The 12,231-nt window shown below is 29.5% G+C and carries 14 protein-coding genes; 12 read left to right on the forward strand and 2 right to left on the reverse strand.

Going from position 1 to position 12,231, the window contains the following annotated elements:
- Nucleotides 1-21: 21 nt before the first annotated feature.
- From N5A56_RS13385 to N5A56_RS13440, 12 genes are all read left to right on the forward strand, one after another.
- Nucleotides 22-1,065, forward strand: a complete 1,044-nt coding sequence (locus N5A56_RS13385) for a hypothetical protein (RefSeq protein ID WP_265725897.1) — start codon at nt 22-24, stop codon at nt 1,063-1,065.
- 538 nt (nt 1,066-1,603) lie between these two features.
- A complete protein-coding gene (locus N5A56_RS13390) occupies nt 1,604-2,494 on the forward strand; it encodes a sulfatase-like hydrolase/transferase (RefSeq protein WP_274270482.1) in 891 nt (296 codons plus the stop codon).
- Complete coding sequence (locus N5A56_RS13395; protein ID WP_274270483.1) at nt 2,479-3,141, forward strand: sulfatase-like hydrolase/transferase; 663 nt, start codon at nt 2,479-2,481, stop codon at nt 3,139-3,141. Before N5A56_RS13390 ends, N5A56_RS13395 begins: the two co-directional genes overlap by 16 nt.
- A gap of 8 nt (nt 3,142-3,149) precedes the next feature.
- Nucleotides 3,150-4,745, forward strand: coding sequence for a sulfatase family protein (locus N5A56_RS13400; RefSeq protein WP_265725898.1), 1,596 nt, complete (start codon nt 3,150-3,152; stop codon nt 4,743-4,745).
- Between the two features lie 159 nt (nt 4,746-4,904).
- Nucleotides 4,905-6,428 (forward strand): CotH kinase family protein, encoded by a 1,524-nt coding sequence (locus tag N5A56_RS13405; protein ID WP_265725899.1) that lies wholly within the window; start codon nt 4,905-4,907, stop codon nt 6,426-6,428.
- A 122-nt stretch (nt 6,429-6,550) separates the two neighbouring features.
- Nucleotides 6,551-7,120 carry a TMEM175 family protein gene (locus N5A56_RS13410; RefSeq protein ID WP_265725900.1) on the forward strand — a complete coding sequence of 190 codons (570 nt, stop codon included), beginning with the start codon at nt 6,551-6,553 and terminating at the stop codon, nt 7,118-7,120.
- A 12-nt stretch (nt 7,121-7,132) separates the two neighbouring features.
- A complete protein-coding gene (locus tag N5A56_RS13415) occupies nt 7,133-8,008 on the forward strand; it encodes an AraC family transcriptional regulator (protein WP_265725901.1) in 876 nt (291 codons plus the stop codon).
- A gap of 24 nt (nt 8,009-8,032) precedes the next feature.
- Nucleotides 8,033-8,920, forward strand: a complete 888-nt coding sequence (locus N5A56_RS13420; RefSeq protein ID WP_265725902.1) for a pirin family protein — start codon at nt 8,033-8,035, stop codon at nt 8,918-8,920.
- Between the two features lie 328 nt (nt 8,921-9,248).
- Nucleotides 9,249-9,962, forward strand: coding sequence for a pirin family protein (locus N5A56_RS13425; RefSeq protein WP_265726155.1), 714 nt, complete (start codon nt 9,249-9,251; stop codon nt 9,960-9,962).
- Between the two features lie 30 nt (nt 9,963-9,992).
- Nucleotides 9,993-10,280 carry a GNAT family N-acetyltransferase gene (locus N5A56_RS13430; protein ID WP_265725903.1) on the forward strand — a complete coding sequence of 96 codons (288 nt, stop codon included), beginning with the start codon at nt 9,993-9,995 and terminating at the stop codon, nt 10,278-10,280.
- 7 nt (nt 10,281-10,287) lie between these two features.
- A complete protein-coding gene (locus tag N5A56_RS13435; protein WP_265725904.1) occupies nt 10,288-10,719 on the forward strand; it encodes a DoxX family protein in 432 nt (143 codons plus the stop codon).
- 12 nt (nt 10,720-10,731) lie between these two features.
- On the forward strand, nt 10,732-11,253 hold the full coding sequence (locus N5A56_RS13440; RefSeq protein ID WP_265725905.1) for a YceI family protein: 522 nt from the start codon (nt 10,732-10,734) through the stop codon (nt 11,251-11,253).
- A 114-nt stretch (nt 11,254-11,367) separates the two neighbouring features.
- Here N5A56_RS13440 and N5A56_RS13445 read toward each other — a convergent pair whose 3' ends face one another.
- Both N5A56_RS13445 and N5A56_RS13450 read right to left on the reverse strand, forming a co-directional pair.
- Nucleotides 11,368-11,706: a hypothetical protein gene (locus tag N5A56_RS13445; protein WP_265725906.1), complete on the reverse strand. Its 339-nt coding sequence runs from the start codon at nt 11,704-11,706 to the stop codon at nt 11,368-11,370.
- A 57-nt stretch (nt 11,707-11,763) separates the two neighbouring features.
- The gene (locus tag N5A56_RS13450; RefSeq protein WP_265725907.1) at nt 11,764-12,078 is read right to left on the reverse strand and encodes a hypothetical protein; all 315 of its coding nucleotides are present in this window, start codon (nt 12,076-12,078) and stop codon (nt 11,764-11,766) included.
- Nucleotides 12,079-12,231: the final 153 nt, after the last annotated feature.

Consider the following 12,231-nt stretch of genomic DNA (forward strand, 5'->3'; position numbering starts at 1 on the left):
AAAGAAGTAAATTTATCATTAGTGACTTTTGGTGAGACTCGATCTATTCAAACACAAATAACAGATAGTTTGGGCAGATTTAACTTCAATATAAATGATGAATATGGACAAAATCTTAAAATTTTAATACAAAGTGCCAAAAAATCTGGAAAGAAAAAGAGTTATCACATTACACTAAATAAAAAAGAATCTCCGCCTATTTATTTTGATCTTATAAAATCGGTAGAAAGAGTAGATAGTACAGTGCTTGAATTTGTAGAAAAAAATAGAGAGTACAAAATGATGGAAGATTCCTATCAGTTTTCAAAAGGGGTTACTATCTTAGATGAAGTTGTTGTAAAAGGCTATAGGCTTACTCCCAACAGAAAGAAAGTAATGGAAAAATATGGAAAGCCAAATACTGTAATTAAAGGAAAAACCATACTAGAAAAGGAGAAAAAATGGTCTTATGGGTTGTATAGTGTCCTTTTGTTCAATTTTCCAGATAAGGTAAAGATTGAGAGAGTTAATGAAGATGGTGGCTACTTGCGTGCAAAAGTGCATAATGCTGATGGTCCTACTCTTGTGGTAATTGATGGTATTCCTGTTAGGGATCATGCATTACACCTTATTTCTAACATTCCGCCCAGTGAAGTTAGCAGTTTTGAAATCATCGAGAATGCAGAACATTTTTCACAGCTCTATAGAGAAGTATATCCTCTAGAAGTATTGCCACCACCAAGGGGAAGCGTCATTGCAATATACACTTATGCAAAAAAAGGGCTTTATGGAGTGCGTAAACCAATAGGTATAATGCAAGCAACAATTCCTGTATTTTCGTCACCTCGTGAATTCTATGCCCCAAAGTATAAAGATAGTAAATCTATTGATTGGCTTAAACCAGACTTGCGTACGCTGGTGCATTGGCAACCTAAAATAATTATTGATAGTAAAGGTAAGGCTTCTACAACTTTTTATAATGCGGATAACATTGGAGAGATGCAAGTAGTGGTTGAAGCTATTTCTGAGAAGGGAGAAATAGGATATCAGGAGATCGTTTATGAGGTGATAAAAGGAAACAAGTGATGCTTATTTTATCAGGAATTCATTATTAAAGTTAAATATAAAATGTAAATTCTTATAATTTGATACCTATTTGAAATAAAGTAATTAATACTATTGATTTTAAAATCAACTTTTTTTGTAAGGTAGAATGTTTATATCTATTTTTAATGGAAATTAAATTACACAGCATGAAAAAACTAATAACAGACAAGAACCTTACAATCATAAACTTTAGTATAGTTTTCTACTTTATAGCAATTTATCTAATAAATGTTTACAAACTAGATATTGTAATTATTGATGTATTCAGAGAACTATTAACCATCCCTTTTTTGTTAGCTCAAGTGGTATTTGTGTTTTTGGGGATTTATCACCTTGTAAAACATAAAATAAAAATACTAAATCTTGTAAGTCTTATAGCATTAGTAATATCTGCAATTTATACAATAGGAAGCTTTTTTTAGAAAAAGAAATTTAAAGTTCATCTGATTCATCGATTTTAAGAATTAAAAATACAAATTATGAAATTTTATAGCAACCTTTTTTTTTAGGTTTTTTATTGATAATAGGTAGCTGTCAGCAAAAAACATCAGTAAACTCAAATCAAAACCAAACAAAAAAACCAAACATTATCTATATTTTAGCTGATGATTTAGGATATGGTGATTTAGGTGTTTATGGACAAACAAAAATAGAAACTCCAAATATAGATGCACTTGCAAAAAAAGGAATGTTATTTACACAACATTATACTGCAGCTCCAGTTTGTGCACCAGCAAGAGCATCACTTTTAACAGGAAAACACGGAGGAAATGCGAGTATAAGAGGTAATGATGAGTGGCAAGAAAGAGGAAATGTGTGGAGTTATAAAGCAATGTTGCAAGATTCTACTTTAGAAGGGCAAAGACCAATGCCAAAAAACACCACAACAATTGCACAATTATTAAAATCAGCAAATTATAAAACAGGTATTGTTGGTAAATGGGGTTTAGGAGCACCACACACACATTCCATTCCTACAAAAATGGGTTTCGATTATTTTTTTGGATACAATTGCCAAAGACAAGCACATACCTACACACCAGTGCATTTGTACGAAAATGAAAATAAATATCATTTAAAAAACGATACAATTGCACCACATTCAGGTACAGAAAATGATGGAAATCCTTTAGATGAGAAAACGTATGAAAGATTTTATCAACCAGATTACAGTCCAACTTTAATTTTTGATAAAATGATGGGTTTTATTGATAAAAACAAAAAAGAACCCTTTTTTATGTATTGGGCAAGTCCTATACCTCATGTGCCTTTGCAAGCTCCAAAAAAATGGGTAAATTATTATGTAGATAAATTTGGTGATGAAAAACCCTATTATCACAAAAAAACGGAAGTTATTTTCCTGCAAGAAATCCAAGAGCTACTTATGCAGCAATGGTTTCGTATTTAGATGAAAATGTTGGAAAATTGGTTGCTTATTTAAAAAAAGAAGGTTTGTATGAAAATACGTTAATCATTTTTACCTCAGACAATGGACCAGCAAGTCCTGGAGATGGAGGAGCAAGCACAAAATGGTTTAACAGTTCTGGAAAATTTAATAATAATTATGGCAGAGTTAAAGGTTTTACTTACGAAGGTGGCATAAGAGTGCCAATGATAGCAACTTGGCCAGCAAAAATTAAAGCCAACTCTAAAACAAATCATATTTCTTCTTTTTACGATGTTTTACCAACTTTTAATGAAATTGCAAACGTAAAAACCAATTATAAAAGTGATGGAATTAGTTTTTACAACACACTTACAAATTCAGAAAAACAAAAAAATCACGAATATTTATATTGGGAATTTGCTGGATATAATGGACAAGTAGCAGTAAGAATGGGTAAATGGAAAATGATTTGGAAAAATATAAAAAAAGGCAACAAAGAAGTAGAATTGTATAATTTGGAAACCGATATAAAAGAAGAAAATAATCTGATGGAAAATCATCCAGAAATGAGAGTAAAATTCTTTGAAATCATAAAAAAAGAACATCAAACACCAGAAAATAAATCATTTATTATCGATGGTTTAGAAGAGGTTTATCATCAGAAATAAAAACAGTTATGAAATTCGTTAAATTAAGTGTCATTTTTATTTTTTTAGCAAACATATTTTCTTGTCAACAAAAAGAAAAATCAAAAGAAAAAAATCAAAAACCAAACATTGTTTTTATCATGTCAGACGATCATGCTTATCAGGCAATTAGTGCTTATAATGATCAATTGATTCAAACACCAAACATTGATCGTATTGCAAAAGAAGGGATGCTTTTTAGCAATGCCAGTGTTACCAACTCTATTTGTGCGCCTTCAAGAGCTGTAATTTTAACAGGCAAACACAGTCATATTAATGGTAAAATAGACAATTTAAGCAAGTTTGATACGACCAATGTTACGTTTCCTCAATTGCTGCAAAAGGCGGGCTATCAAACTGCAATGTTTGGCAAATTACATTTTGGTAATAATCCAAAAGGCTTTGACGAATTTAAGATTTTACCAGGACAAGGTAATTATTACAATCCGAAATTTATTACCCAAAAAGGAGATACCATAATTGAGGGATATGTAACAGATATTACTACCGATTTAACCTTAGATTGGATGAAAAATAGAAGAGATAAAAAGAAACCTTTTCTATTAATGTATTTACACAAAGCACCTCACAGAGCTTGGTTGCCTAGTGAAAAGTATTATAAAGAATACACACAAAAAACGTTTCCTTTACCTGCAACTTTATTTGATAATTTTAAAACAAGAGAAACTACAGCACAATCAGCAGAAATGGGCATTTTTAAACACATCTCGCTTACAAATGATAATAAATTAACGCCTAAAACCGTAAAAGAATTGGGCATTAAAGAATGGAGCAGACTAGGTGAAAGTTTATGGAGTTTGAATAAAGAACAACGTGCCAAATGGGATGCTGTTTATAAACCCATTAATGAAGATTTTAAAAAACGCTATCCAACTATGAATGATTCTACATTTACAGTTTGGAAATACCAACGTTATTTGCAAGATTATTTAGCAACCATTGCTTCTGTTGATGATAATGTTGGTAGAGTTTTAGATTATTTAGAGGATGAAAAAATGACAGAAAATACCATTGTTGTATACACATCAGACCAAGGTTTTTATTTGGGAGAACATGGTTGGTTTGATAAACGTTTTATGTATAACGAATCTTTTAAAACACCATTATTAATAAAATGGCCAAATAAAATTACAGCAGGAATTACCGAAGATGAAATGGTACAAAATTTAGATTTTGCACAAACTTTTTTAGAAATTGCAGGTGTAAAAGCTACAAAAGAAATGCAAGGAGAAAGTTTAGTGCCTTTATTAACAGGACAAAAAAATAAATGGAACAGACAAGCTGTGTATTATCATTATTATGAATATCCTGCAGAGCATGCTGTAAAAAGGCATTATGGAATTGCAACTAAAGACTACAAATTAATTCATTTTTATCATGATGTAAATACATGGGAATTGTATGATAGTAAAAACGACCCCAATGAAATAAACAACGTTTATAACAATCCAGATTATGCTAATATTGTTATAGAAATGACTAAAAAGCTAAAAGAAATCAGAATAAAATACAAAGATTCTGAAATTTTAGATAAAAAATTTATTGAGCAATATCAAAAGAATTAGAGGTAACAATCACCATTAAAACACCACATTTTTATAGATTTCTACTCCATTTTGCTTAAAAACTATACCCAATAATTTTAATGTTATTCTATCTTTATTCTTCTAAAATAAGGTTTTAATAATCAGAATAATTCATTAATATATTTAAGTAATAAAATCATGAATAATATATTTAAACAAACAACATTCAATTATTTATTTTTAATAACTTTATGCTTAGCAATTGTTGGTTGTTCAAAAGAAGATTCAGAGTTTTTACCGCAAATAGAAGATTCAGAATTAGTATTAGAATCTTTCATTTTTGAAAAAGAAAATAATCCGCATTTAAATGAAGATGTTGTTTTTAATATTAATGAAAACACTGTAAGTGGAGAGCTGCATAAGTATTTTTACAAAGCGATTCCTACTTTTACAACAAATGCTAAAATTGTTACAATAAATGATGCAGCACAAACTAGTGCGAGTTCAATTGTAGATTTTAGAAAAGATATTATCTATAGTTTAGTATCAGAGTCTGGAGCTACTAAAACGTATCAAATTAATCTTTCTTGGGATGATGAACTAGCACATATTTATATAGATACAGAAGGTAGTGCAAACATTGATTCTAAATACGATTATTTAAACGCAAAACTAACGATAGATGGTAAAGGTAAATATGAAGACCGTGTTTTTGAGTTTAGCGAAAAGGCTAGAATAAAAGGAAGAGGAAATACAACTTGGGCTTGGCCTAAAAAACCGTATAAAATTAAATTAGATAGCAAAGAAACTTTGGTGTCTGCAAAAGATCCTTTAACTAGATTATTGCCAGAAAAAGATTGGGTTTTGTTAGCTGATTATCAAGATGGGGTACATTTATTAAATAATGTAGCCTTTACAATTGGCAGAATGTTAGAAATGCCATTTACAAATACAATTATTCCTGTAGAGGTTACTGTAAATGGAAACTACCTTGGTGTTTATGGGCTAACAGAACAAGTAGAAATTAAAACCAATAGAGTAAATGTTGGTGATAAAGGTATTTTACTAGAACTAGACCAATATTTTGATGAAGATTGGCAGTTTAGGTCTGCAAATTATAATTTACCAGTGATGGTAAAAGATGCAGAAATAGAAAATCAAGCTGATTTAGATCTCGTTAAAAACGATTGGAATAATTTTGAATCCTTAGTTGCAAATAATAATTTTCCGAATAATAATTATTTAGAATATATAGATGGTGCTTCTATTGCTAAATATTTTATTGTGTATATGTTAACTTCTAATCAAGAATTGAACCACCCAAAAAGTACTTATATCCACAAAACTGAAGGCGGAAAATATACAATGGGGCCCATTTGGGATTTTGATTGGGCTTATGGTTATGAAGGCGTTGAAAGACATTTTAGCAATCCTACAGAAAGTTTATTTTGGGATGGAAATAAAAGTGGAACAATTTTCTTTAAAAGGTTTTTAACAGATCCAAAAATAAAATCATTATTAAAAGAACATTGGTCCAATTTTACAGCAAATCATTTAAACGATTTAATGAATCATATAGATGAGCATTCTTTTATTATTGAAGGTGCAAAAGCTAGAAATCTAAATATGTGGAATAGAGGTTTAGTAACTGATGAAAAAGTTATGAAACAGTGGCTAAATAACAGAGTTACCTATATGAATGCATATATTGGCGGTCTTTAATGAGTTTTTATCATCTTAAAATTATTAAATAAAATAAAACATTTTAGATGAAAGGTTTTTCTTTATGATTTACACTATTTTTATAAGATTAATTATTTTTTTATAAAAATACACAAATACTTATGAAAACAAGTAGATTAGAAGCGTTTAGCGATGGTGTTCTTGCAATAATTATAACCATTATGGTTTTAGAACTTTCTCCACCAAAAGGAACAGATTTAAACGCTTTACTTGCTAAAACACCAATTTTTATAAGCTATATTTTTAGTTTTATTTATTTGGGTATTTACTGGAACAACCACCACCATTTATTTCAAATTACTGAAAAAGTAAACGGTAAAATATTGTGGGCAAACTTACATTTGTTATTTTGGCTGTCATTAATTCCGTTTACAACTGTTTGGATAGGTGAAAACTACGACGCTATTTTACCAATTATTGCCTATGGTGTTGTTTTATTGTTTTGTGCAATTGCTTATTTTATTTTACAACTTATTATCATAAAATCTCACGATAATGAGTTTGTTTTAAAAAAAGCAATTGGTTCTGATATCAAAGGAAAAATTTCTATTACTTTTTATCTTTTAGGTATTGGTTTTTCTTTTTTAAATACTTGGTTAGGCATCGCTTTTTATATTATTGTTGCAATTATGTGGTTAATTCCAGACAAACGAATAGAAAAAAGTTTATAAAAACACTTATAAATGAGCAGTGTAAAAACATATCAAAAAGTAAATTCTAAAAAGGAAAGTGCCAGTTTTGGAATTTCCAAAATGGAAGATGTGTACACCAAAAGAAATGGAAAAATAGACGAACCTCACAGACATAATTTTTATACAGTTTTAATCGTTAAGCAAGCAAAAGGGCAACATAAAATAGATTTTAATAGCTATCCATTAGAAAGTAATCAAATATTTTTTGTAGCCCCTGGGCAAGTGCATCAAGTTATTGAAGAGAAAAAGTCTTACGGTTTTGCAATGACGTTTTCCAATCAGTTTTTGGTAGAAAATTCTATACCATTATCTTTTATAGAAAGTTTAAATTTATTTCAAAATTACGGACAAAGTCCGCCTTTAAAACCAAATGCTGCTCAACTTCATTCCATTGAAAATTTTGCTACAAATATTTTCAATCTGTTTTATAGTGATGCAACTATGAAAAACCTATCTATTGGAGCATTTTTAAAATTATTGCTAATAGAGTGTAATAATATTTGCGCTATTAACCCAATAGAATCTGATGTAGACACTTCTGGAGATAATTTATTACGCTCTTTTAAAACAGCTGTAGATATTAATTATAAAAAAGAACATTCTACCACTTTTTATGCCAATGAACTTTTTATTTCTCCTGATCATTTAAACAGAACGTTTAAATCTAAAACAGGAAAAACAGCCAAAGAATATATACAAGCAAGAATTATAACGGAAGCAAAAAGGTTGCTTTATTTTACCAATTTATCTAACAAAGAAATTGGTTTCGAACTCGGTTTTAATGAACCTGCTAATTTTAGCGCATTTTTTAAAAAACACACGCAATTATCGCCATCAAATTTTAAGAAAAGTGAAACAAACCTATAAAGTATTATTATAAAAAAACATAAAATGTCAAACATCAAATTAATAGTAGAGGAAAGAGCTGCAAATATTGGTAATTTTTTAGTAGGAAGGTTGTTGCCTTTTCGTCAAAAAAGAATGGTTGGTCCTTTTATTTTTATAGATCATATGGGACCAGTGGTAATGAGTAAACGTGAAAATTTTGATGTTTTGCCTCATCCGCATATTGGGCTTTCTACACTTACATTTTTGTTTGAGGGTAGCATAATGCACAAAGATTCTATAGGTACAAAATTAGAAATTAAACCAGGTGCTGTAAATTGGATGACAGCTGGCAAAGGTGTTGTACATTCCGAAAGAACTCCAGAATATTTACGCAATTCTACTTTAAAAATGCACGGTTTACAAATTTGGGTTGCCTTGCCAAAAGAGAAAGAGTTGATGGAACCTGAATTTTCTCATATCACAAAAGAAGAAATACCAGCTTGGACAAAGGAAAATGCGCAATTTAAATTAATTGCAGGAGAAGCTTTTGGTAAAAAATCTCCAGTACCTGTTTTTAGTAAATTATTTATGATAGAAATAAAAAGCACTACAAAACAGGCAATTAATATTGGCGAACATCTTAATGGTGAAGCTGGTTTATATATTTTAGAAGGCGCCATAGAAAGCGATGGAAATGTGTATAAAAATAAACAATTATTAATTGCAAATGATAGTACACTTTGTGCTTTTACAATGCAAAAAAACACCACTATTTATATTTTTGGTGGCGAGCCGTTTCCAGAAGAAAGATTTATAGATTGGAACTTTGTGGCAACAAACAAAGAACGCATTAAAGAAGCCAAGCAACAATGGAAAGCACAAGAATTTCCAAAAATCGAAGGAGATTCAGACGAGTTTGTTCCTTATCCTACTTTAAAACTTAAAAAGTAACTTTTACTTTTTAACTACAAAAAATCTTATTTTTCTTCTTAAAATGATGAAAATCCGATATAATTAATCATATATCGGATTTTCATAAGTTTTTGTCTTTTTTTCATATTCCACACGCTTTACTATCAAACTATCTTTGTACCATCATTACAAAGCAATAAATATGAATCGTAAGAAATTTATTAAAAAAGCATTTTTATCTGGCATTCTTGGAGCAGTTGCTCCACAAATTTTAAAAGCAGAAAACAACAAGCCAAAAAAATCTACTTACGACGTTTTAATGCAAAATGTAGGATTTAATCATTTACCTAATAAAAACATAAAAACTATGAATACAGTAATTCACAAAGCAGACTCAAGAGGCGCAGCAAATCACGGTTGGTTAAACTCAAGCCACACATTTAGTTTCGCTAATTATCACAATCCAGATAGAATGAATTTTGGTGTTTTACGTGTTTTAAATGACGACGTTGTAGCTCCAGGAATGGGTTTTGGCACACATCCACATCAAAATATGGAAATTATTTCGATTCCTCTAGAAGGCGATTTGGAACATAAAGACAGTATGGGAAATGTGGCAGTAATAAAAGAAGGAGATGTACAGGTATTAAGTGCAGGAACTGGAATTACACATTCTGAATACAATAAAAACAAAGACAAAGAAGTAAAGTTTCTTCAAATTTGGGTGTTTCCAAAAGAAAAAAACTTAACACCACGTTACGACCAAGTTTCTATTAAAGAAATTGAAAAAGAAAATGCATTTTACCAAGTACTTTCTCCTAATAAAAATGATGATGGAGTTTGGATTAATCAAGATGCGTGGTTTCATATAGGAAAATTCTCAAAAGGAAATCCAGATGATTATCAAATCAAAAAAGAAGGTAATGGTGTATATGCTTTTATTTTAGAAGGCGATGTAGAAATTAATGGTGAAAAATTATCTAAAAGAGATGGAATAGGTATTTGGGATACTAAAAACATCAACGTAAAAGCTACAGAAAATGCACGTGTACTTTTAATGGAAGTGCCAATGACATTGTAATTAATTAAAAACCTTAAAATTCATAAAAAGATGGAAATAATTCTAAAAGAGAGAGATAACAAAGGTTTTGCAATGGCTAGAGATAATGCTAAAAGGGCTGGAATAATGACCTACTCTATTGCTAGAGAAAATCATATTATTATAGATCATACAGAGGTAGACGAAGCTTTTAAAGGTAAAAGTATTGGTAAACAATTACTTTATAAAATTGTAGCAATGGCTCGAGAAAAAAATATAAAAATTACACCTTTATGCCCTTTTGCAGCTGCAATGTTTAAGAAACTAACAGATATCCAAGACGTATTAAAGAAATCATAATAAAAAAATGAAAACACTAGCAAAAACAATATTCAATTCAGGCGATTACCCTAATAATGTAAATACAGCACTTTTAATATTACGTGTAGTAATCGGTATTTTTATGCTAACACATGGTTGGGGAAAAATGGAAACATTATTTAGTGGCGAACCAATACAGTTTCCAGACCCAATGGGAATTGGGGCAACATTTTCATTAGCTTTAGCAGTTTTTGCAGAAGTACTTTGTTCTGTATTAATAATAATTGGTTTGGGTACTCGTTTAGCCTCACTTCCTTTAATTATAACAATGCTTGTAGCCGCATTTATAGTCCACGCAAATGATGGATTTGGCAAACAAGAATTTGCATTGCTTTATGGTGTAATTTACCTAACAATTGCATTAATAGGTGCGGGTAAATACTCTTTAGACTACTTAATATCAAATAAAAATAAATAATAAATAAAAAAGATGAGTAATAACACAAATTGGTTAATAGACAACGCACATTCAGAAATTGCATTTAAAGTAAAACATATGATGATTTCTACAGTTACAGGGCATTTTGAAGATTTTACTGCAACTGCACAAACAAATGGAGATGATTTTACAAATGCGAAATTAGATTTTAGTGCAAAAACAGATTCTATCTACACAAAAAATAAAGATAGAGATGCACATTTACAATCGGATGATTTTTTTAATTCTGAAAAATTTCCAGAAATGGTTTTCACTTCAAAATCTTTTGATGGCGAAAATTTAGTAGGAGATTTAACGATAAGAGATATTACTAAAGAAGTTACCTTAAATGCAGATTTTAATGGTATTGCAGTAGATCCTTATGGGCAAACAAAAGCAGGTTTCGAAATTACAGGACAAATTAACAGAAAAGATTTTAACTTAACCTGGAGCGCAGTTACAGAAGCTGGTAGCATTGTAGTTTCAGACAAAGTAAGATTGGTTGTAGATGTGCAGTTTATTAAACAAGCTTAAGATAAAAGTATTTTATTAAATTTAAAAAAACGGTTTAAGTGTTAGCTTAAATCGTTTTTTGAGTTTGTTTAATAATCTTAAAACTAATATTTGTATTGATATCATTACCAATAATTAAAGTTTCGCTTTTTTAGTAATAAGATTCTTCACATTAATTAATTTATCCTTATCGTAAGTTTTATCTATTTTATATTCAAACCTATTATCATCTTTTAAACCTATAATCAATTGACCATAGGTTTTATAAACCTTTATATCTCTAAGAAACAAAGTTAATAAGGATACAATTGTAATAAATATGGTGCCTAATATTTGTGGTTTGCCTTCTTTAAATTTACAGAAGGCAATTTCGTCATAAGATATTTTTTGTTTCTTTTTTTCTGATATTTCTAAATACGTTTCATAGAAGTGAAATACAAACGAATCATCATTATTTAAAGATATGCTTCTCATAGTATTTTCTTGTTAATCAAAATGCAACTATACATAGATCTTAGCTTGTTTTTAAAACTAATCCTTTATCTTTTTCCATATTTCATTCATTTCATTACCTAAACCAGTAATATAAATATAGTCTTTTTTAACACGTGCAGAAAAAGAAAAGGAAGAACCTATAAGTCTAGAATAATTTGGACTTGTATGCTTAATTGTTTCTGTTAGTTTTCCTTTTTTTAAACTATAAGCACCCCAAAAATGACCAATTGTATTATTGTTGCTGCTATTTAAAACAATTACAGAAAACGATTCTTTTGTAATAATTTTAATTTTAGCGTTGTTTGCAATACCATTAATATTTTCATCAATAGTACCATCTGGTTTACACATTTGCCAAGTACCAATTAATTTTTTTGAAGTCGCTTTTGCCCATTTGCACTATAACTAATGCTAAAAAATATGGTAAACAATAGAATTGTTGGAATTGATAAGAATTTGATTTTTTTCATTGTATTTGTTTTTAGTATAAAATTGATGATTTAT

Origin of the sequence: Polaribacter ponticola, from assembly GCF_026191475.2 — a bacterium.
GTDB lineage: Bacteria > Bacteroidota > Bacteroidia > Flavobacteriales > Flavobacteriaceae > Polaribacter > Polaribacter ponticola.

Excerpts from the sequence above, each read along its gene's own strand:
- N5A56_RS13425 (WP_265726155.1), top strand. The coding sequence starts at position 9,249 with ATGAATACAGTAATTCACAAAGCAGACTCAAGAGGCGCAGCAAATCAC.
- N5A56_RS13435 (WP_265725904.1), top strand. The coding sequence starts at position 10,288 with ATGAAAACACTAGCAAAAACAATATTCAATTCAGGCGATTACCCTAAT.
- N5A56_RS13440 (WP_265725905.1), top strand. The coding sequence starts at position 10,732 with ATGAGTAATAACACAAATTGGTTAATAGACAACGCACATTCAGAAATT.
- N5A56_RS13445 (WP_265725906.1), bottom strand. The coding sequence starts at position 11,706 with ATGAGAAGCATATCTTTAAATAATGATGATTCGTTTGTATTTCACTTC.
- N5A56_RS13430 (WP_265725903.1), top strand. The coding sequence starts at position 9,993 with ATGGAAATAATTCTAAAAGAGAGAGATAACAAAGGTTTTGCAATGGCT.
- N5A56_RS13415 (WP_265725901.1), top strand. The coding sequence starts at position 7,133 with ATGAGCAGTGTAAAAACATATCAAAAAGTAAATTCTAAAAAGGAAAGT.
- N5A56_RS13420 (WP_265725902.1), top strand. The coding sequence starts at position 8,033 with ATGTCAAACATCAAATTAATAGTAGAGGAAAGAGCTGCAAATATTGGT.
- N5A56_RS13395 (WP_274270483.1), top strand. The coding sequence starts at position 2,479 with ATGGTTTCGTATTTAGATGAAAATGTTGGAAAATTGGTTGCTTATTTA.
- N5A56_RS13410 (WP_265725900.1), top strand. The coding sequence starts at position 6,551 with ATGAAAACAAGTAGATTAGAAGCGTTTAGCGATGGTGTTCTTGCAATA.
- N5A56_RS13450 (WP_265725907.1), bottom strand. The coding sequence starts at position 12,078 with ATGTGTAAACCAGATGGTACTATTGATGAAAATATTAATGGTATTGCA.
- N5A56_RS13400 (WP_265725898.1), top strand. The coding sequence starts at position 3,150 with ATGAAATTCGTTAAATTAAGTGTCATTTTTATTTTTTTAGCAAACATA.
- N5A56_RS13405 (WP_265725899.1), top strand. The coding sequence starts at position 4,905 with ATGAATAATATATTTAAACAAACAACATTCAATTATTTATTTTTAATA.